Source organism: Neobacillus vireti (assembly GCF_001026695.1).
Classification (GTDB): Bacteria; Bacillota; Bacilli; order Bacillales; family Cytobacillaceae; genus Neobacillus; species Neobacillus vireti.
On sequence record NZ_LDNB01000017.1, the window covers coordinates 319367 to 341219 of the forward strand.

General features: G+C 39.0%; 19 protein-coding genes. 10 read left to right on the forward strand and 9 right to left on the reverse strand.

The window, feature by feature from the left end; genetic code table 11:
• Positions 1-156 precede the first annotated feature (156 nt).
• Positions 157-744 carry a lysophospholipid acyltransferase family protein gene (locus AA980_RS21700; RefSeq protein WP_024030408.1) on the forward strand — a complete coding sequence of 196 codons (588 nt, stop codon included), beginning with the start codon at positions 157-159 and terminating at the stop codon, positions 742-744.
• Positions 745-775: 31 nt separating this feature from the next.
• Positions 776-1150: a zinc-binding dehydrogenase gene (locus AA980_RS26605; RefSeq protein ID WP_268926671.1), complete on the forward strand. Its 375-nt coding sequence runs from the start codon at positions 776-778 to the stop codon at positions 1148-1150.
• 266 nt (positions 1151-1416) lie between these two features.
• Here the strand turns inward: AA980_RS26605 and AA980_RS21705 are convergent, their stop codons facing one another.
• The 4 genes from AA980_RS21705 to AA980_RS21720 all read right to left on the reverse strand — a co-directional run bounded on the left by AA980_RS21705 (position 1417) and on the right by AA980_RS21720 (position 5221).
• Positions 1417-2787, reverse strand: a complete 1371-nt coding sequence (locus tag AA980_RS21705) for an aldehyde dehydrogenase (protein WP_024030407.1) — start codon at positions 2785-2787, stop codon at positions 1417-1419.
• Between the two features lie 24 nt (positions 2788-2811).
• Positions 2812-4011, reverse strand: coding sequence for an iron-containing alcohol dehydrogenase (locus tag AA980_RS21710; protein ID WP_034724837.1), 1200 nt, complete (start codon positions 4009-4011; stop codon positions 2812-2814).
• Between the two features lie 257 nt (positions 4012-4268).
• Positions 4269-4952, reverse strand: a complete 684-nt coding sequence (locus AA980_RS21715) for a helix-turn-helix domain-containing protein (RefSeq protein ID WP_235815181.1) — start codon at positions 4950-4952, stop codon at positions 4269-4271.
• 11 nt (positions 4953-4963) lie between these two features.
• On the reverse strand, positions 4964-5221 hold the full coding sequence (locus AA980_RS21720; RefSeq protein ID WP_024030404.1) for a DUF2533 family protein: 258 nt from the start codon (positions 5219-5221) through the stop codon (positions 4964-4966).
• A gap of 425 nt (positions 5222-5646) precedes the next feature.
• Between AA980_RS21720 and AA980_RS28185 the strand changes: the two genes are divergently transcribed.
• From AA980_RS28185 to xerS, 8 genes are all read left to right on the forward strand, one after another.
• Positions 5647-6834 carry an SEC-C metal-binding domain-containing protein gene (locus tag AA980_RS28185; protein ID WP_024030403.1) on the forward strand — a complete coding sequence of 396 codons (1188 nt, stop codon included), beginning with the start codon at positions 5647-5649 and terminating at the stop codon, positions 6832-6834.
• A 298-nt stretch (positions 6835-7132) separates the two neighbouring features.
• Positions 7133-7330 (forward strand): hypothetical protein, encoded by a 198-nt coding sequence (locus tag AA980_RS28325; protein WP_407937478.1) that lies wholly within the window; start codon positions 7133-7135, stop codon positions 7328-7330.
• Between the two features lie 394 nt (positions 7331-7724).
• Entirely contained in the window at positions 7725-8024 is a 300-nt protein-coding gene (locus tag AA980_RS21735; RefSeq protein ID WP_024030401.1) for a heterocycloanthracin/sonorensin family bacteriocin, read from the forward strand.
• A gap of 168 nt (positions 8025-8192) precedes the next feature.
• Positions 8193-10151 (forward strand): putative thiazole-containing bacteriocin maturation protein, encoded by a 1959-nt coding sequence (locus AA980_RS21740; protein ID WP_024030400.1) that lies wholly within the window; start codon positions 8193-8195, stop codon positions 10149-10151.
• Complete coding sequence (locus AA980_RS21745) at positions 10148-12088, forward strand: TOMM precursor leader peptide-binding protein (RefSeq protein ID WP_024030399.1); 1941 nt, start codon at positions 10148-10150, stop codon at positions 12086-12088. Before AA980_RS21740 ends, AA980_RS21745 begins: the two co-directional genes overlap by 4 nt.
• Positions 12089-12111: 23 nt before the next feature.
• Complete coding sequence (locus tag AA980_RS21750) at positions 12112-13692, forward strand: SagB family peptide dehydrogenase (protein WP_024030398.1); 1581 nt, start codon at positions 12112-12114, stop codon at positions 13690-13692.
• A 383-nt stretch (positions 13693-14075) separates the two neighbouring features.
• Positions 14076-14426 (forward strand): VOC family protein, encoded by a 351-nt coding sequence (locus AA980_RS21755; RefSeq protein WP_024030397.1) that lies wholly within the window; start codon positions 14076-14078, stop codon positions 14424-14426.
• A 187-nt stretch (positions 14427-14613) separates the two neighbouring features.
• On the forward strand, positions 14614-15702 hold the full coding sequence (gene xerS / locus AA980_RS21760) for a tyrosine recombinase XerS (protein WP_024030396.1): 1089 nt from the start codon (positions 14614-14616) through the stop codon (positions 15700-15702).
• 130 nt (positions 15703-15832) lie between these two features.
• On the opposite strand, the gene AA980_RS21765 is transcribed toward xerS, so the two are convergent.
• The 5 genes from AA980_RS21765 to AA980_RS21785 form a co-directional block, all read right to left on the reverse strand.
• Complete coding sequence (locus AA980_RS21765; RefSeq protein ID WP_024030395.1) at positions 15833-16255, reverse strand: PH domain-containing protein; 423 nt, start codon at positions 16253-16255, stop codon at positions 15833-15835.
• Between the two features lie 355 nt (positions 16256-16610).
• A complete protein-coding gene (locus tag AA980_RS21770) occupies positions 16611-18512 on the reverse strand; it encodes an ABC transporter ATP-binding protein (protein ID WP_024030394.1) in 1902 nt (633 codons plus the stop codon).
• Positions 18509-20236 (reverse strand): ABC transporter ATP-binding protein, encoded by a 1728-nt coding sequence (locus tag AA980_RS21775; protein WP_024030393.1) that lies wholly within the window; start codon positions 20234-20236, stop codon positions 18509-18511. Before AA980_RS21775 ends, AA980_RS21770 begins: the two co-directional genes overlap by 4 nt.
• 114 nt (positions 20237-20350) lie before the next feature.
• Positions 20351-20821 (reverse strand): MarR family winged helix-turn-helix transcriptional regulator, encoded by a 471-nt coding sequence (locus tag AA980_RS21780; RefSeq protein WP_024030392.1) that lies wholly within the window; start codon positions 20819-20821, stop codon positions 20351-20353.
• A 172-nt stretch (positions 20822-20993) separates the two neighbouring features.
• Complete coding sequence (locus AA980_RS21785) at positions 20994-21773, reverse strand: hypothetical protein (protein ID WP_024030391.1); 780 nt, start codon at positions 21771-21773, stop codon at positions 20994-20996.
• Between the last annotated feature and the right edge of the window lie 80 nt (positions 21774-21853).

Genomic DNA, 21853 nt, shown 5'->3' on the forward strand with positions numbered 1-21853 from the left:
TGATATAAGATGCTCATCAATTAAGAATATTAGTTTACCTTGCTATCTATGTTATTGAAATGTTATTTGGACTGAAATATATCCAATATGGAACCATCATTTTTCTTTTCTACATGATAACTAATCGTATGTGTAAGGTGAATGGAGGAAGAAATCTTGTATCAATTTGTTGCCTATTTTTTGAAGATTACTTTGCGTGTCTTTGGAAAACTTCATGTTTATGACAAACATAATATCCCTAAAGAGGGGGCTTTTGTTATTGCTTGTACACATACAGGTTGGATTGATGTCTTGTATTTGGGAATCACTTTATTACCAACCAAAATTCATTACATGGCAAAGAAGCAACTCTTTTCTAATAGGTTGATAGGATGGTTTTTGAGAAAACTTAATGCCTTTCCTGTTGACCGGGATAATCCCGGCCCGAGTGTTTTAAAAATTCCATATCGGTTGCTGTCCCAAGGGGAAGTTGTAGGTATTTTTCCTAGCGGAACTAGAATTGAAGAGCAAAATGCCTTAAAACAAGGAGCAATTACAATTGCTCAGCGGTCAAGAGTACCTATCATACCCGCGGCATATGTAGGACCTAATAGTTTTAAAGAATTATTTATTAAGAGGGAAGCATATCTAATATTTGGTGAACCAATACATATTTCTAATTTAAAAGAACAACGGGACCATTTTACAAATTTATTAGAAGAAAAAATTAATACACTTGCAATGAAGATTCAAGATAAAAATTAATCTTACTTATGATAAAACAACTGAGAACGAAATAAACCTCCTAAACTATCAGGGCGCCAATGTAATCTTCGATTCAGTTGCTGGGGAAGTTACTAGTAGGAGCTTAGATTGTTTAGCGTTATATGGTACACTTGTTCAATTTGGCAGTAGTAGTGGCAAGGCAGGTACGATTAAAACAAGCGATGTACATAGTAGTTGTAGGAATATTAAAGGTTTTAGCTTAGGAACAACCCGAAAGCATAATCGATCACGCTTAGCATCTGTTGCAGCAAAAGTTCTAGAGCTATTTGCTTCAAAAAAAGTTTCTATTCCCGTTGCTCAAGTATTCGATTTAAAAGATGCTGCCAAAGCTCATAAATTAATTGAAAGCCGTAATTATGAAGGGAAAGTTTTGATTAAAATATAAAGAATATGGATAAAGCCCCCTATGGTACAGTTTTGTCGAAAGTTTTATAAAATCATAGTTTAGGTATGTTGATTTTGAAGAAATGCACTTATAAAAACGAATTCTTTTGTTTTAATTAGGCAATTAATATTCTTCAACAGACGTGAGCTTTGATTATTAAAAAAAGGAGAAAATATTTTATACATATCTAATATGTTTTCTCCTTTATTCTTATAGCTTTTTATTATTTCGGTCTTGCTAAATTATCTTTTTTTAATGGACTTTGATTACTTCATGAAAAGCTTAATTTTTTTCAGTCCGTTCTTCACATCTGGGTAACGGAACGGGATATCAAATAAGGTCGTTTGTTTGAGAACGCTTTTTTGATGGGAGAAAGTATCATAGTTGCCTTTTCCGTGATAGGCGCCAATCCCGCTGTTCCCAACACCGCCAAAAGGAAGATAAGGGGAGGCAAAATGATAAACCGTGTCATTCACACAACCGCCGCCAAAAGAGATGCCATTTAATACTTCCTTTTGTATCGCATTATTTTCTGTGAAAATATAGAGTGCGAGCGGTTTCGGATGACGGTGAATTCCTTCAAGTACCTCTGAGAGTTCATCATATTCAAGAACAGGCAGAATCGGCCCGAAGATCTCGTCCTGCATAATCGGATCCTCCCACGTGACATGTGTTAGGACTGTCGGCTCAATTGATAACTTTTCTTGATTAGCGCTGCCTCCCATAAAAAGTTCCCCATTGTCCAAGAAGGAGCACAATCGCTGAAAGTGTCGACCACTCACGATTCTGGTGAAATTAACATTGTTTAACGGATGCTCCCCATACAATTCAATCGTTGTCTCCTTAAATTGTTGGAGGAATTGATCCTTAATGCTTTTATGAAGATACAAATAATCTGGGGCAATACAGGTTTGTCCAGCATTGGTGAACTTCCCCCAGGCAATTCGTTTGGCTGCCAGCTTTAGATTGGCATCTTTATGGACGATACAAGGACTTTTTCCGCCTAATTCTAATGTCACTGGAGTTAAATTTTTTGCTGCGGCCTCCATAATGACCTTTCCAACAGGGACGCTTCCGGTAAAGAAGATATAATCAAATTTTTCATTCAGGAGTGCTTGGCTTGTTTCTACGCCTCCTTGGACAACGGAAATGTACTCCTCGGGGTATAAATCACTAATGATTTTCCCTAGTATTTCAGATGTTTTCGGCGTTAATTCTGAAGGCTTGATAACTGCACAGTTTCCAGCGGCAATGGCACCAATCAACGGGGCAATCGCCAACTGAAAGGGATAATTCCAGGGTGCGATGATGAGCGCAACCCCGTATGGTTCCGAATAAATGTAGCTGCGGGAGCCAATATGCGTTAGCGGTGTTTTAACCTTTTTTGGTTTTACCCAAGAACGTAAGTGTTTAAGCGTAAATCGTAATTCCTCTAGTACAAAACCGATTTCAGAGGTATACGCATCAAATTCAGATTTATTTAAATCCGCCCTCAAGGCATCCATTAGCACTTGCTCATTATTTTTAATACCGTTTCTCAATTTGTGAAGTGCTTCGAGTCGATATGAAACATCTTTGGTCACTTCAGATCGAAAAAAATCCTTTTGCTTAGCAATTATGGAATTGTAATTTTCCATTTCATTAACCACCTTAGATCCCCGTTATTCTTTTATTAATTGGTAAAGAGTAAATAAATCATCCTTATTTAAAATCCTTGGTACAGGATATAATGGGTTCGCTTCTTTGAATGCACGTTCAACCATTATTGGTATATCGGTATCAACAATCCCACTTACTTTTTTCGGAATCGCCATACTATCATTAAGCATCTTTATCGCTTCGATAAACTTTACTGCCTTTTGCTCAGTGGTATCCGTGGAATCACCAATACCAACAAGTTCTGCAAGCTCGGCTAAAGGTTTGTGAACGGACTCACCGTAATACTCCAAGACATAGGGGAGAATAATCGCATTTGCCAGACCATGTGGAACAGAATAAAATCCACCAAGCGTATGGGCAATGGCATGGACATAACCAACATAGGCCCGTGTGAACGCCATTCCCGCTAAATAGGCAGCTTTCTGCATATTCGTGCGTGCTTGGATGTTCGACCCGTTTGTATAGGACTCATAGAGATTTTCAAAGATTAATTTCACCGCATCTAAACTGTACTTGGTGGTTTCCTTCGTGTTACTTTTGCCGATATATGCTTCAACTGCATGTGTTAAGGCATCAATTCCGGTTGCTGCCGTAATATGGGGGGGAAGTTTAACGATAAGTGATGGATCTAGAACAGCATAATGTGGAATAAGTGATGTGTCCATTATGGCATATTTTTCATGTGTCTCGCGATTAGAAACAACCGCGGCTAAGGTTGCTTCACTGCCTGTACCGGCTGTGGTGGGAATCGCAAACAAAGGAGGCATTTTTTTCAACACCTTTAATACACCTTTCATTTGAGGAATGCTTTTATTTGGTCTTGCTGCCCGGGCACCGACACCCTTGGCGCAATCCATTGGCGATCCACCGCCGAAGGCGACAATCCCGTTACAATTATATGCCATATACATTCGAAAGGCATCCTCAATATTATCAATTGTTGGATTTGGGACGGTTTTGTCATAAATGAAATAGTCGATTCCTTCAGCTCGCAAGTCATTCAGAAAATTGTCCATTAGTCCAACTGATACAATTCCTTGGTCGGTCACGATTAAAACGGTTTCAATATTATTCCGTTTTATAAGTTTCGGCAATTCTTTTAAACTATTTTCTCCCACTAAGAGCTCAGGTTCCCGCCAAGGCATGAAGGTGGAAGCTATTTTCATCACTCCTTGAAAAGACCTGCAATACACCTTATACATAACATAACCTCACTTTTTATTAAAAATGATTGTAGCTTATATTGCAGTCTACGAAGTTTAAAAACTTACAACAGGATACCCAAAAGACCCAAAAAGAGGGGAATTGAACCCAAAAGCCCAAAAATCTATAATACTTTTATAGCGCATTTAATTTAGATATGTCAAGAAAAATATTATGAATATAATTAATATTCAGAAAAATAAATCTGTAATAGAAAAAAAGCCACCCACCTATATTTAAGGCTGGCTAAGCATTGTTAACTTTGTTTAATGAACTCGATTAATAGGTCCAATTCAACTGAATCTAGTTGATTGACATTATCAAAAAACTGCTTTACCAACGTGATCATTTCAGGGCTTAATTCCTCACCCACAGACTGAATAATCATTCCGACAACAGCACCAACAAATACCGACAGCTGGATTTTTGATTCCTGTGATGAATTCACAACATTAACAGTTAAATCCTTTATAGCATCCCCGAGGCTATTCAAAAATAAAATGAGCACGCAAAGGAAGTAGGCGCAGAATTTCAGCTTAACATCAACGGTTTTCATTAACTCCAAAATAGTATTGATTGCATCCATCAACGGGAGATCTTGGTGGCTTTTAATTAAGTCTGTTACCTCGTTAAGAATCATTTCCCATTCATCTGTATTTGAAATTCCTCTTCTTTCTTTTTGGAACAGATGACCTGCCAAATCTGTAGGTGAGAAGACGACAACGGAGCGGCCTGTTTCATTTTCATTGGCATTATAAGTTCTTTTTAATAGTCCTTGGCCTTCAAGGCTTTTTAATACATCATAGGCAGTCCATTTACTCACACCAATCGCTTCGGCCACTTCCGAATAATGGACAGGAAGATTGGTATTCTGATATTGATACCAAATCTGGTCTAAAAATTCTCGTCGTCTTTTGGTTAAGGAAATCGTAGCCGCCACCACCTGTTTCATTATTTTGTAAATGAGTTCACATATTCTTGAACCATTTCAACCGTTACAATTTTCCGTTCCGGAACAAATCGTAAGTTTATCTTATTCATCCTATTGGTTACTTCATTTATTTTTTCGGTCGAGAAGGGGTAGCCTTGTTTACATAATTCAACGGCTTCTTCAATATAGCTTTCACGCAGTTGATCCAGAGCCTGGAACTCTTGGTAGCATTTATTTTGATTCGCGGCATGTTTAATTAAATCTTTATGGACACTCATGTTTTCACTCCTAAAATGGTTAGCTGATTTTATCATACCATAATTGGTTATACAGAGAATTCAACAACTTGAAAAATAAAACATTAATACGCCTTTTAGCATCGTTTGAGATTCGCTCTCAGACGCATTTAGCTTTCAATGAAAAATTTTCAAGGTGGCCAAATCTTTTCTTGCAATTAGTATATTAGTATACTTATTTAGAGGGAAAATGCTAAAAATCACGAAATAACACTTTATTAATGATATATTAGAATAATTTTTCGTGTATGAAAGACTAGTTTTTTTGTTATAAACAAGGTAAGTTTATTATTCGAAAAAAGTTTCGAAATCAACAATCTATCTGTCTATTCGTTCGTATGATATAATAAGTAGTATTTTTTTCGAAACTATTTAAACAGGTTTGGATTATTTGAGGTGATTTTGCAATGAAGGATATAGAAAGAGATGCAAATGGAAAGGTGCTTTTTGCTATAGAAAAGCTAAAAGAAACAACAACGAAAGCTAAGGAAAAAAGGGATAAAAAAAACTGGAATGAAATTTCCCTTCCTTTTTCACTTGCTGATGGTCTTCATAATCTAACGAGAGACGAATTGAATGCGATTCGTAGAAGGTTAGAAATAAAAAACGCTAGTAGCCTAAAAAAAGCGGAATTAATCTTGCTTCTGCAAGAAAAAATTCCTGTCTTGATAGAAAAGAGCTATTTGTCATTTGATAAGGATCGTTTCAACTTAATAATGAAAATTGGCAAACAAGGCGGATATATTACCGCTCCAACTTTAGACGATTTTCAAATTGAATTCTTCCGTTCTCAAGGTTTACTCTTCTCAGGGACGCTTGAAGGAAATAAGGTAGTAGTAATGCCAGAGGAAATTGTGGAACAATCGGCCAATCTTGTTACAAACGTATCGATATTATCAATTGTTCAACGAAATACGAATTGGATTAAACTTACTCAAGGTCTCCTTTATTATTATGGTTCCTTAAGTATGACAGAATTAGTAAAGTTGCTAGAAAATTATCTAAAGGAACCTTTAAATGTATCAGAATACCTATCGGTGATAGATGCTGCTGCAATCTATTATCGAGAAATTCGAATTGATCAATATGGGTTCTCTAATGCGAGAGTATTTGATCCGGAAAAAGTGAAACAGGAGCAGCAGAAACGAATGGGTGTGGCATTTTATCCTTTTTCTAAGGAGCAATTGCTAACTGCAGGTGAACCTGGTTATGTTGAACGAAACGAAAGCTATAAACAGTTTGTAAATTTTATTACCCAAAATTATACCATTAGCAGGAACGAGGCGGATGGTATTGTAGAAGAATGCTTATATGCTGCACAAATTGGAGAAAATTCGAGTGATATCCTTCAATTTTTACAAAGTAGGCTAGAATTAAATGATTTTCATACAATACAAGATTGTATGGTAATGGTCGTTAATCTCATGAATAATACTAGAAAGTGGTTGCTAAAAGGCCATACTGCCTCTGAATTATCTGCTTTAGAGAAAAACGAATTGCAACCATTAAAAACAGTTAAAAACAAAAGAGTTGGCAGAAATGATCCATGTCCTTGTGGAAGCATGAAGAAATATAAGAAGTGTTGTGGAAAATAAAATCAACCCTCCGGTCATTTACTCCGGAGGGTTTCTTTGTTTTAACAGAGAAGTGTTAATTTTTTTAGGAATATTTTAAATCATTAATAAATCCTTCAACGTAAAATAGGCGCTTTATTTAGTAACAGCAACCTAAAAGGAATCATAATTTGTTGAAGAGAGTACACGGCGAATGAGATGTTTAAATTTCTTCAAACCTGATAATTTACTTTATAACTCTCTACCTAGGTTTCATGTTATTAAATACAAAGGGGAGGAAAATATGCATAATTTTCATAATGAGCTGCAAGGGTTGGGAATGGATCCTTATCTAACTGGTCAAGTAGTTCCATTTGGTCAACAGATCCAGGATACACGTGTTTGGGGACGCTGTGGCGGTTTCCGTTGCGGTGGCTTCCGTTGTGGTGGCTGCTTTGGTTGTGGCGGCTGTGGTTTCGGTTGCGGCGGCTGTTTCGGTGGATTTGGCTGTTTTGGCATCGGTTTCGGTTTTATTTAATTGGTTAAAGTTTCGAGAAAAAACTGGAAAACATTGTTTTATTTCCATGTGGAAGGACTTTCGTCATAAGATAAAAGAAGAAGTATTTCACACCCCAACAGGGTTCGTAAAATAAACTGTGCGGAGGGTAAATAAAGAATGTAATGTAACATGTTGGTAAGCCGTATGCCTTAATAGGTCATGCACGGTTGATGAGGGGGTGGCCATGTAAGTGGTCACCCCTTTATTCCTTCTAAAATAGGCTCTTGATTTAGTAACAGCAACCTAAAAGGAATCATAATTTGTTGAAGAGAGTACAAAGCGTAGCTGATGTTTTAATTAATACTAAACTGATAATTTACTTTTCAACTCTCTAATTAGTTTTCATCTGATTAGATACAAAGGGGAGGAAAAAATGTACAATTTTCAAAATGAGCTGCAAGGATTAGGAATCGATCCTTATCAAACTGGTGAGTTAGTTCCAATGGATCTACAGAACCTAGATCCGCGCCTGCATGGCGGCTTTCGTTGTGGCGGCGGTGGCTTTCGCTGCGGCGGCGGTGGCTTTCGTTGCGGCGGCTTTCGCTGTGGAGGTTTCCGCTGTGGAGGTTTTGGCTGTTTCGGCTTTGGTTTTGGCGGATGTGGCGGATGCTATGGTGGTTATTATGGCGGCTACTATAACTGCTATAACTGTGTCGGCGTTGTTGTTATTTAAGCAGTATATTGACTGGTTGAAAATTCCAGATAAATTTTTATGAAAAGGAAGTGTCCCTGCTGGATCTGCTAAGGGGCACTTCTTTAGTATGTTTATCATAATGGACAAAAAATCCTACATAAACTGATAATACGCAAGGAGTAATGATTAGGAATAAGGAGGATCTGCATGGCGGAACTTAACTCGTCCTCACGTCTAAAGGCCAAAAGAGATACATTTTTTCTCCCGGATCAACAAGGGGGTGTCTATTTTAGAAATAACGTAAGCTCATTCCGAATGGAAGGCAAAACCATCCATCAGTGGATTGAAAAATTGCTGCCGATGTTCAATGGAGAGCAAACATTGGAAGCTTTGACGGAAGGGTTAACGCCACCGTATCGTAATAGGGTATACGAGATCGGAGAAACGTTGTACAAGAATGGGTTTGTTCGTGATGTCAGCAAGGATATTCCCCATCAATTAAATCGTCAAATTCTTGAAAAATATGCTTCGCAAATTGAATTCATCGAGAATTTTTCCGAATCAGGTGCTTACCATTTTCAAGTATATCGTCAGGCAAAGGTTTTGATTGTCGGCTCTGGACAACTACTTGCATCGTTGGTCGCGGCTTTATTGGAATCTGGACTGCCAAAATTTACTGTCATGGTAACAGATACCGTTCCTACCAATAGACTGCGGCTGGATGAGCTGGTGGAACATGCGAGGAAAACAGATTCCGATGTGGAGATGGTGGAAGTGCCCTATCATAAAGGGGCGGGGAAAAAATTTTGGAAAGAAGCTGTTAATCATTATGATTGGATCCTGTATGTTTCACAGGAGGGAAATGTAAATGAATTAAGGAATCTCAATCAAGTTTGTAAAGAAGAAAATAAGGCATTTCTCCCAGCCATCTATTTAGAAAAAGTAGGGCTCTCCGGTCCATTAACTCATCCAGAATCAGAAGGGTGCTTTGAGTCTGCATGGCGCAGAATTCATCAATCCTTCGTGCAACCTGATGAGCAGTCTCATGGCTTCTCTTCCACATCAGGAGCGATTTTGGCAAATGTATCAGCATTCGAATTTTTCAAAAGGGCTACTAGAATAGCTGATGCCAATCAAAGTAATCAAATTTATCTGCTCAATCTTGACACAATGGAAGGAGACTGGCTTTCTTTCATTACACATCCATTTGTAACGTCTAAAAGTTATGCGTGCGAACTGATTGAAGATCTTGATGAAAGACTTAAACAAGAATCGGATAGGGATGAACAACAGGGTTTGCTTTTGGAATATTTCAGCCGATTAACTTCGAAAGAAATAGGTATATTCCATACCTGGGAGGAACGAAATTTGCCACAGCTTCCTCTATCACAGTGCTACGTTCAGACAGTTGACTCAGTGTCGGAGGGACCGGCGGAACTGCAGCCGGAAGTTGTCTGCTCGGGCATGACACATGAAGAAGCAAGAAGAAATGCTGGCCTTAAGGGCATTGAAATGTATGTGTCAAAAATGGTAGATTCAGATAATTTTAGAGTCAAGAATCAGACAGCTGGGACTGGCGTGAACGTTACAGAGGAGTTTATTGGAATCGGTTCAGGAGAAACAACTGCAGAGGCTGTTTGTCGGGGGCTACAAGCCTTTCTAGATAAAGAATTGAAAAGTAGAGCGGGGAATCAAACGGTTTATCGTGTGCCAATAGGAGCCATAGAAGATAAAAAATGCAGATTTTATTTAAAGGCGCTGACTACCTTGAAAGGTTCACCAGCGATTGGTTTAAAAGAGGATGTGTTGGGCTTCCCGGTGGTATGTGTAAGGTCAAATGGCCTTTGGTACACCGGGGTAGGTTTAAATAACACATTGGCGCTCCAAAATACATTGCAGCAAGCACTTTTCGATGCTCAAAACCAGATCAATTTCGTCGAGAGGCAAGAGAAGAATTCTATGAGGTATTTGGAAAAAAAGGATACCAAACTAATCATTCCCTCTTGTGAGGAAATGACACAATTGGAGCTATTACAATCTTCTATTCAGGTTTTGAATAGATACAACAAACAGTTATATGTCTACGATCTATCAATTGAGCCCTTTTTAAAACAAGTGCTGGCAGGCGTATATGGTGTTCAGGTACGAGAGGGGGCTTTCCAATGACTGGATGTCTCCTCGTTGACGGAACTGGATTATTAGCGGATTATGTTTGCGATCAATTGTCCACCAGCTATCTGGTAAGACGTCAAAGCATATTTGAAGAGATTCCCGAGGATACAGAATTAGTTCTAGTGCTCGACGATGCCTGGCATCCATCCGTTTATCAAAAAGCAGAACAGAGATTCAGGATCAACGGTATTCCTTGGCTTCGAGGTTTCATTTCGTTTGGTGAGGGAATCATTGGTCCAATTGTTCGTCACGGAACCCCGGGATGTTCTCTCTGTGCTGATAAACGGCGCTTGATAGCCGGAACTGATCGCCTTGAAATGTGGAACCTTCAAGCGAGAATGGGAACTGGAGCAGGTGTCCTGCGAGATGCATGGGCTTCACGATCGGGACTTTTGCAAATGGCAAACCTGATTAATGACGAAGTGCAAAAAGTTCTTCAGGGAGAACCATCCTCCTTAGAAGAAAGGATGTTCATTACTAATCTAAGAACATTAACGACCTCCAGTCACTTTTTCCTGCCAGATCCATTGTGTCCGATTTGCAGTCCAATCCCTGAAGACACACCTGAATTAGCACAAATTAGCCTAGAATCCAGCCCTAAATTAAATGGTGCCGGTTATCGCTGCCGTTCGATGGAAGAATTGCAAACAGTGCTAGTCGAAGATTATTTAGATGATCGTAGTGGAATTATGAATGGAAAAATGGAGGATTTGAGGCTCCCATTTGCCGATGTTTTGGTTAACATGCCGTTGTTTGGTGCGGACGAGGGAGTAGCTGGCCGTTCTAATTCTTATGAAATGAGTGAACTAACGGCCATTTTGGAGGGATTGGAGCGATATTGTGGAATCATGCCCCAAGGAAAAAGGAAGAAAATACATGATAGTTATCATCATGTAAAGCATATCGCACTCAATCCGGCATCAGTAGGCTTACATGAAAAGGAACAATATGCAAAGCCTCATTTTCCGTTTAAACCATTTCATCCTGATGTACCAATGAATTGGGTCTGGGGTTATTCGTTCTTACAAGAACGGCCTATCCTTGTTCCGGAGTTACTGGCCTATTACAGTTTGGGCAATGGAGAGGGCTTTGTTTATGAAACCTCCAACGGGTGTGCATTAGGAGGGAGCTTGGAGGAAGCCATTTTTCATGGGATTATGGAGGTCGTCGAGCGGGATTCCTTCTTGTTAACATGGTATGCCGAGCTGCCACTTCCTCGTCTTGACCCTCATTCTGCTAACGATAAAGAACTAGAGCTGATGGTCGACCGTTTACGCGAGGTGGCAGGATATGATGTGTATTTGTACAATTCAACGATGGAGCATGAGATTCCCAGTGTTTGGGCAGTTGCAAAAAACAGAGGATCAAAGGGTGTAAATCTCATTTGTGCAGCAGGAGCTAATCCTGATCCTATAAGAGCTGTAAAAAGCTCGATTCACGAGCTCGCTGGAATGATGGTTAGGCATGACAAAATCGTGGAGGAAAATCGGCGGAAATATGAAGAAATGCTAATAGATTCATTTGCAGTTCGTTCTATGGAGGACCATGGCCTGCTTTACGGTCTCCGGGAAGCAGAGGAGAGGCTGAGCTTTTTATTAGATGATCAACGTCCATTACGATCGTTTGCTGAGGAATTTAAACAGCCTCCCGAGAATACCGATATAAAGGATGATCTCCAGGATCTTCTTCAAAGGTTCCGTAAGTTGGACCTCGAGGTCATCGTGGTGGACCAAACGACACCTATAACCAAACGGAACGGGTTATTCTGTGTAAAGGTATTGATTCCTGGCATGTTGCCGATGACTTTCGGACATCATCTTACCCGTGTCAAAGGGCTGGAAAGGGTCCTCCAAGTACCAATGAAACTTGGATTTACCAAGGAGCCGTTATCGTTTGAACAGCTTAATCCATATCCCCATCCGTTCCCATAATTGAAAATGAGGAGGTTTAGGGTTTGAACCTAGAAACATTTATTCACCACCTTCACTTTGACACAGAAAAACTTGCTCCACCAGATTGGGAAGTGGATTGGGGGGATGCACCACTTCCATATAAATTGTACCGCGGCTTACCAGAGATTCCATTATACGGAGATATACCATTAACACTATGTGAAAGAGAAGCACTGGATGAACCCGGACTAGGGGAGCTCAGTTCTTTTTTATGGTATGTTTACGGGCTGACACAATATGCTCAATCGGCTTTCTTTGAGGATCCAGAGGGAAGAGCTGCAGTAAGCTACACCCAGTTACTACGAAGATTTGTTCCCTCTGGAGGGGCGTTGTATCCCAATGAATTATATGTGTATTTAAAACTCGAGGAAGTACCGAAGGGAATTTACCACTACGATGTGGCCCATCACTGCCTCCGTTTGCTCCGAGAAGGAAATTACGATTCCTACTTGTCAAGAAGCCTTGGAAATTGTGATGTTTCTGATAGTTTCTGCACTGTTTTTGTATCGACCGTTTTTTGGAAAAATTTCTACAAATACAATAATTTTTCCTACAGGCTCCAAGGGCTAGATGCCGGTGTGATCATTGGGCAAGCATTAGAAGTGGCCGAGCGGATGGGATTCTCCTCACGGGTATGTTATCAATTTCTTGATCGTTCTATTAATCATTTACTTGGGCTATCAGAACAGGACGAAAGTGTCTATGCGGTGATCCCATTATCTATTTACCCATCTATCCAATGTGTTGACCACTTTACTAGAGAAGAAAATATTTCTGCCGCTGAATTGACCCGGGAATTGCCATTAGTGCAGCATAAAACCTATAACCGTTCAAAGAGAGTCCTTAATTACCCGCTGCTTAGAGAGATGAATGAAGCATCGATTAATGAAACAACCCAGTCATTTGTAAAGATAAAAAAAGATGATTGTGTTAAAAAGTCCTTTGGTACGGAATTCATCATGCTGCCAACTACGGAGTCCTTTTCGTACGATCTTGCTACTGTCTGCAGAGAGAGACATTCTCCTGATGTTGATTTTATGATGGGGAAAGTCAGTCAAAAAAACATAGCCACTTTATTAAAAGAGACATTTTCCTTTTCGTATCAGAATGATCTTGACGACACAGCTAAGAATCCTGCGACTCGTTTATCATTGCACGGCTTTTTTTATAACGTGGAGGGTGTTTCAAATGGTGCTTACGCCTATGACAAAAGCGCTCATGCCCTTCAAAGAATAACAAACGGAGATTTCCGGGAGATGTTGCAATCAGGTTTAACAATGCCCACTGTAAATCTGTTTCAAGTTCCGCTCTGCCTGCATTTTGTAGGAGGAAAGGATCACCTAAAAGAGGAATTAGGTTATAGAGGATACCGAATTCAACAGATGGAAGCGGGTATACTCTTGCAACGGCTGCTCTTGATATCGTGTGCCTTAGGAATGGGGGGCCACCCACTATTAGGCTTTGATGCAAACCAATGTGATGAACTTTACAGAAACGATTCAAAACAAATAACAAGCCTCATCCAAATCCCTGTAGGACCATACCGTCCCCGGGCCTGGTTAAAAGGTAGTTTGAATGGCTAAGACTTAGTATAGACCTAAATTGAGTAAATTTGAGTCGAACAAGTTACGGTCTATTTCTTTAACTTAATATCGGTAATTAAGGCAACATATTTGGCAGAGACTATTTCAGTGTCTGTCTTTTTTTGTGTGGTCAAAAGTCAGATATAAAAATCAAGCTAAAAGGGATTTTGTGAATGTTTCCAGTTAAACTAACTTGCAGGATATTTAAAGAAGGAATAACGCGCTTTTTGTTGAACTTATTGTACTATGGGTCTGGTTAACGGTAGAAGGGAAGTCGCTATCTATTGTAGAATTAAAGCGCCGCCTTTTTCCCTAATTACAGAAAAGTCCAGATCGTTTAATGAATAAATTATTTTATATCTATCTAATTGGAGGTTAAGGCAATGAAGGTTAAAGGTTTTGGTGGGATTTTTTGGAGAACAAAAGATGTTGTTTCATTAAGAAATTGGTATAAAGAAACTCTAGGTATATCAATGGAAGAGTGGAATGGTGCTATCATCAAGCCAGATGCTGACAACGAAACAATCTTTTCTTTGTTTAAAGAAGATAGTAATTATTTTCCTGAAGAACAATCTGTGATGCTAAATTTTCAAGTAGAAAATATCGAAGCTTGGATGGAACATTTCAATAAAATTGGCATACCACTTTTAAAACAACCTGAAAAAAGCGAGTATGGAACATTTATTTGGATTTCGGACCCAGAAGGAAGATGGATTGAAATATGGGAGAGATAATCTTTTATTCAATTAAGATGGATCGCTACGGCGATCTTTTTTCTTGTCCACTAGCTGACCATTTACTAGAGAAAACAATATAAAAAGGGTGGGAATACGTGATTAATTTTAATTCTACATAATTACGTAAAATATAAATTTGACGTAATTATGTGCCTGAGGTAAACTTTAGTAGTGAGGTGATTTTATGGTAAATCAAGTGAAACAGCAAAATTTTAAAAAATTGCAGACCTTACTTAATGAATTACCTTGGTATGTGGATGAATACATCAATCATAAGCTAAGAAAACTTTCTACCGCGTCGCTGTTTAATTATTGTCATGATTATAAAATCTTTTTCAATTGGATGGTTAGTGAACAGTTATGGAACGGCAGCATCAAGGAAATCCCATTGGATCGTTTAGAGCAAATGACCGTTTTAGAGGTTGAAAACTTTTTAAACTATCTTCACTACCAATTAAATAACAAAGAATTAACCGTGAATCGGAAGTTATCTGCGTTAAAATCGCTGTTCAATTACCTGCAAAACATTGCTGAAACACCTGATTTAAAGCCCTATATCCAACGAAATGTAATGGCAAAAATAGAATTTAATGAAGTCAAAGACAGTATGGAAACAAAAGCGAATAAGATGGAAGGCAAGATTTTACTTGGTGATGAATATGAGAAGTTTCGCTTATTTGTAGCCAATGATTATGGTGAATTAAACAAAGATAATAAGAAACTATCGAATTTTTATCTATTAAACAAGGAACGTGATACTGCCATTGTATCGTTAATTCTCGGATCTGGGCTCCGGCTTTCAGAGTTAGTGGGCATTGATTTAGATGATCTTGATTTTAGCAAGTATTGTGTCCGGGTCATTAGAAAAGGAAATAAAGAACAATTCGTTTATTTTAGCCAGGTTGCAATGGCTGATCTGCAAGAATACCTATCTATTAGGACCGCTAAGTATCAAGTAGATAAGACCAATAAGGCATTATTCATTTCTGCGCCAATCGGTCCAAAAGGAAAATCACGCAGGCTAACGGCTAGATCCGTTGAGAAACTAATTGAAAAATATGCTGCGGCATTTGGGAAACCATCGTTATCGGTACATAAACTGCGACATTCATTTGCTACCAGATACCATGCAGAAATCAATGATGTCCCGAAATTACGGCGCCAATTAGGCCATTCATCGATACAAACAACGATGATTTACACTCATATTAAGAATGATGATCTAAAAATTGCGGTTGATAAGATGGATATGCCAAAAGAACAAATCGAATAAATTTATAAGGCTGCCACTAATGGCACCCTTATTTTTTCATTTTTATCAGTTTACATAATATTATTATGGTTACAAAAATCAATTCTGTCTCATTACCTAAGTATACTTAAGATAATGAGACAGAATAAAATTATAAATAAATATCTATTTTTGAATTTATTTTACTTAAATTCTCGCAAAATTGTTTCTCATTTTTGGGTGAAATCAAGACTGTTCCCCACTTGCCATATAGTATTTCTAATCGATTTAAGGATAAAGCCGGACTCGATAACGGATTTCGCGTTCTTCTTATACTTTTAATCGTCATTATGTCAATTTTCCAGCGAAACGGCCCTCCAACTACCTTTAATTGACTACCATTTATTTCATAATAAGTGCCAAACCAGCACCACATAATAAATCCGCTGGTTAATCCACATACCAGGATTGCAGTAATGATCCCCCCCTTCCCTTCTGGACCGTCAGGAAGGAATAATAAAGAACCGATTAAAAAGATAACCGTACCCCATAATAGAATCCCAGTGATGATTCCCTTTTTTGAGTAAAATCTCATCGCATTCACCACCCTGCATCAATTAATTTTAAGAAAGAACTCCTTTTTATAGTTGAATTTACGAATTCCACATGTAAAAGTTCCCAAAACTTAAAATCCCCTGTATTTTTGCTTAATTTACAACAAAATCTAGTATTTTTTTATGAGTTAGTTGCAAGTTATCCTCTCTATGGGCGAATTTTGGTGTTCAACGGGCGAATTCTCCTATTCTATGGGCGAATTTCAGCATTCAATGGGCGAATTTGATTGTTCTATGGGCGAATTCAATTTTTCCTAAAAATCAGTGAAACTTAAACGAGTCATTAAATAAAAAGTGCTTAGAAAGCTCAAAGCTCCTAAGCACTTATCTAGTTAACTATCCAACATTCCCCAGTCCATTACGACTTGTAAACTGACTATTGTACAAATCAGCATAGAAACCGTCTTTTTCTAGCAATTCCTGATGGGTTCCTTTTTCAATCACGCTGCCATGGTTCATCACAAGGATGAGATCGGCATCACGAATCGTTGAAAGCCGGTGGGCAATGACGAAACTAGTGCGCCCCTTCATTAAATGATCCATTGCCTTTTGAATTTGAACTTCGGTTCGAGTATCGACACTGCTGGTCGCTTCATCAAGTATTAAGATGGCAGGGTTGGCTAGAATCGCCCGTGCAATCGTTAATAATTGCTTTTGTCCTTGTGAAATATTTGAAGCCTCCTCGTTCAAAATCGTATCATAGCCTTCAGGGAGTGTGCGAATAAAATGGTCAGCATTGGCCGCGCGTGCTGCATCCATAATTTCCTCTTCCGTTGCCCCTTCTCTTCCATAAGCAATATTATCTCGAATTGTACTATTAAAGAGCCAGGTATCTTGAAGCACCATCCCGAACAAAGATCTTAGATGCTCCCTTTTCAATTCCCGAGTATCGATTCCATCAATTAGTATTTTACCAGAATCAATTTCATAGAAACGCATTAATAAGTTTATCAGTGTTGTTTTCCCTGCACCTGTTGGTCCAACAATAGCAACCCGCTGACCTGGTTTCACAGCGATATTCATATCCTCAATTAGAGGTTCATTTTCCTTATAACCAAAGGCAACATGTTCGAATGTTACTTCTCCCTTAGGTTTAGTAATCACTTTAGCAGCAACCGCTTCTGGAACCTCTTCAGTTTCATCTAAAATTTCAAATACACGTTCCGCACTTGCAATCGTTGACTGAATGACGTTTGCAATGGATGCTGTTTGTGCAATGGGTTGAGAAAATTGTCTTGCATATTGGATAAAGGCCTGAATATCACCAATTTTTATCGCGTTTTTTGTAACTAATATGCCGCCAACAACTGAGATAAGGACATAGCCAATATTATTAATAAACGACATTAATGGCATAATCATTCCGGAAACGAATTGGGCCTTCCAGCCTGATTGGTATAGCTTTTCGTTGATTTCCTCGAATTGTTCAAGTGATTTTTGCTCATGGCCAAATACTTTGATGACCTTATGTCCCGTATACATTTCTTCGACATGTCCGTTTAGCTGGCCAAGTGATTTTTGCTGTCCTTTAAAAAACAGCTGCGACTTCTTAGCGATTTTTGCAATCACTACACCGCTAAGTGGCAATGTCAAGATGACAATGAGTGTCATCAATGGACTAATGGATAGCATCATGACAATTACGCCAATAATCGTGACAACCGATGTGATCAGCTGGGTTAAGCTTTGCTGTAAGGTCGTACTGATATTATCGACATCATTGACCGCCCGGCTGAGTATTTCACCGTGTGTACGCGAATCAAAATATTTAAGCGGCAGCCGGTTGAGTTTTACCTCGACTTCTTTACGCAGATTGTAGACTGTCTTTTGTGCGACACCAGCCATAATATATCCTTGTAAATAGGCAAATACCGCACTAATTATATAAAGCCCAATTAGCCAGATTATAATTTGACCAATGTAGTCAAAATCAATTTTCGCCCCTGGAACACCTTGAAGCTTCATCATTAACCCTTCAAACAGCTTGGTGGTTGCATGCCCCATGATTTTCGGGCTGACGATCGAAAACACCGTACTGATGATTGCTGTAATTAATACAGCAATTAGCTGTAATGTATAAGGTTTTAAATAGCTTATCAGTCTTTTTAGTGTTCCTTTAAAATCCTTGGCTTTTTGAACTGGCATACCCATGCCCATTGGGCCAAATCCCCCGCCGGGACCACCTCTGCGGGCTCCTGGATTTTGTCCATGGCTTTGTTTTTTGGAATCTTTACTCATGCGATTTCCTCCTCTGACAGCTGTGACATGACAATCTCACGATAAACCGCACTCGATTCCAACAGTTCCTTATGTTTTCCGATTCCTGTGATTTCCCCATTATCAAGAACAAGAATCTGATCTGCATCGATTATCGTGCTCACCCGCTGTGCCACGATTAATACAGATGAATCGCCAGTTTCTCCTTTTAATGCGGCCCGAAGCTTGGCATCTGTTTTAAAATCCAATGCAGAAAAACTGTCATCAAATATATAAATTTCCGGCTTTCGAACAAGTGCTCGGGCAATGGATAAACGCTGCTTTTGCCCACCCGAAACATTCGTTCCCCCTTGGGCAATCGTCGCATCGAAACCATCAGGCATATCGGAAATAAACTCATTTGCTTGAGCAATTTCCGCTGCATGCTCTACTTCGTCTTCAGTCGCATCCTCTTTCCCGTAGCGGATATTTTCTGCAATCGTTCCAGTAAATAGAACAGCTTGCTGCGGAACAAAGCCAATCTTTTCTCTAAGCTGCTCTTGCGTCATGTCACGAACATCGACACCGTCAACAAGGACTTTCCCGCTGTCCACATCATAAAAGCGCGGGATTAAATTAATGAGGGTCGATTTCCCGGAACCAGTTCCGCCGATAATCGCCGTTACTTCACCAGGATTCATGGAAAACGAAATATTGGAAATCGCCGGCATTTCAGCTCCTGGATAGCTAAAAGTTACATTCCTAAATTCTACCTGACCCTTTGTACCCTCACCTAAAACAGGCTTAACAGGATTCTTAATGTCAGCCTCAGTATTAATTACTTCGTTAATTCTGACAGCAGATACCGATGCTCGTGGGATCATAACAAACATCATGGACAGCATAATGAACGAGAACATGATTTGCATCGCATATTGAATAAATGCCATCATATCGCCAACCTGCATGTGACCATTGCTAATGCGAAGCCCGCCAAACCAGATAATGGCCACCGTCGAAAGGTTGAGGACAATCATCATAATCGGCATCATCGCGGCCATCAGTTTATTTACCTTAATCGCTGTTTGCGTTAAATCCCAGTTTGCCAAGTCGAAACGCTTTTTCTCATGCTCCACCCGATTAAACGAACGAATGACACGAATACCAGTTAAATTTTCTCTTAACACACGATTTAGATTATCCAATTTTACTTGCATCGCTTTAAAAAGCGGAATTCCCTTTTTGGCGATAATCACAATCGCAAGCACTAAAATAGGTAATGCCACGGCAAGAACTAAGGTTAATTTGGAATCTTTTGAATAAGCCATAATGATTCCACCGATACACATCATCGGAGCCATTGCCATCATTCTCAACATCATGACAAGAACCTGTTGAATTTGTGTAATATCATTGGTTGTTCTCGTGATCAATGAGGCCGTACCAAGTTTATCGAATTCATGTAATGAAAAGTCACCTACATGGGCAAAGACCTTGGAACGTAACAATTTACCAAACCCAGATGCAGCTTTTGCAGAATAGAAACTAGCAGCGATGGAACAAATCATTCCGCCTGCCGCTACAAGAAGCATATATCCGCCGATTTTCCAAATATAGTTTGTATCGCCTGTCACTACCCCCTTATCGACAATATCGGCCATTAACGTTGGTAAATAGAGCTCAGCCAATGATTGCAGCAGGACAAGGCCTAAAACGAAATAAATCGGTATTTGAAAGGGTTTTAGAAATCTGCTTAATTTTATCAAGTTGCATCAACTCCGTTTTAGATTGTTAATGAGGAAAGAATACAATATGGTTATGAACTGAATATGAACAAAATGTATGTTCTTTTTTTCGAACTATTTTACTTCCGTACCCCCTTAGCGGCTCTGTTCATTAAAATAATGATGGACTTTATCGAGTAAATCAGCTAACCGCTCACTTTCTTCTTCACCTAAATAATCAATTAAACCAGTAAAGGTTTTCGTAAACCGGTTTTTAGCGCTCGCTGTTGCTTCCATCCCTGCTGGAGTAAGTTTAATTTTTACAGCACGTCTATCATCTGGATCAATCGTACGTTCCACTAAGCCGTCCTTTTCAAGGATATTAACGATTTGGGTAACGGTCGGCGGTGTAACTTGCAAGCGTTGACTTATTTCTGAGACCTTCATCTCGTTATTTTTCTCATTTGCACCTTGTTGAATCGTTACGAGTACCTTGAATTCGCTGGGATTATATCCGCCAATCTTCTTAGCGTGCCAGCCTGTTTTTCTAAATTGCATGAATGCTTTAAGCAGCTTTTGCGCTGTGGCACTTTCGATATCCGCCACTTTTATCACCTCATTTATCATATATACCCTCATATTAGGTAACTAATAGTTAGGTAACTTAATTATTTACATTACAAAGTATATTCCTCACGAAGGCAGACGTCAATTTTTTGGATAAAAAAATAAACACAGGTGTTTATCTGTGTTTATGAACCAGTTTGCTATAACCTACTATCACTTTAATTTAAATTATTTAATGGGTTTTAACTTTCTTAGCATGGGTTTTAACTTTCTTGACATCGGTCCTTATTAGGTTCCAATGCCCACGGTCATAATTCCAGGTGGTTTCGACTATGGCGATTGTGTCCGCATTGGCAACTCCGGTCACCCTTTGGATACCCTTCAAGCCAATTTTACCATTGTCTAATTGAACAGGTTTTAGGTCGCTATATGGATTTACCGTTAATTCAGCCGGCTCATTTAATTTCCCTTTGAAGTAAAATCCTAATTTTTTATAATAATCCATTCGATCCCTAAGGTTAAACAAATAAGATTTTCCCGTATGCACCAGTTTAATTTCGGCCTTATAGCCGTCTAAAAATTTTGTGTTCATCTCTAGAGGCTCAGGTAAGGGCAGTTCGGTGTGAATGAAATTCTTTAATGAAGTTATAGAATTCATTACAATTCCTCCACTTCCTCCTGTTTGAACAGTTGAAAATATCTCCTTCATTCCATCATTGTTTAAATCAACCAGCTGAAGTGACGCTTTCGAACCACTCTCTAATGGAAAGGTATACAATTTCCCATTAGAGCCGGCAACTTCTATATAAATTTCTTTCAAAAAAGAATCATCCTCTTGATAGGGAACACCCTTTAATAGGATTACTTCGTCTATTCCGTCCCCAGAAATATCCGTTTTCTCTTCCGAAATGGTAATAACCTTCCTATTTTCTCCAATTGCATACACACCAGTTATTGCTGTTAGCGATATGAGAAAAAACAAAACAATAACCAGCAGCAGCTCTTTTTTCATCTGATTCCCCTCCATACTCTGTTACTTGTCAGTATGTCCATTTTTGGTAAAAAAGATGAAAAGACTCCCTAAAAATTTAG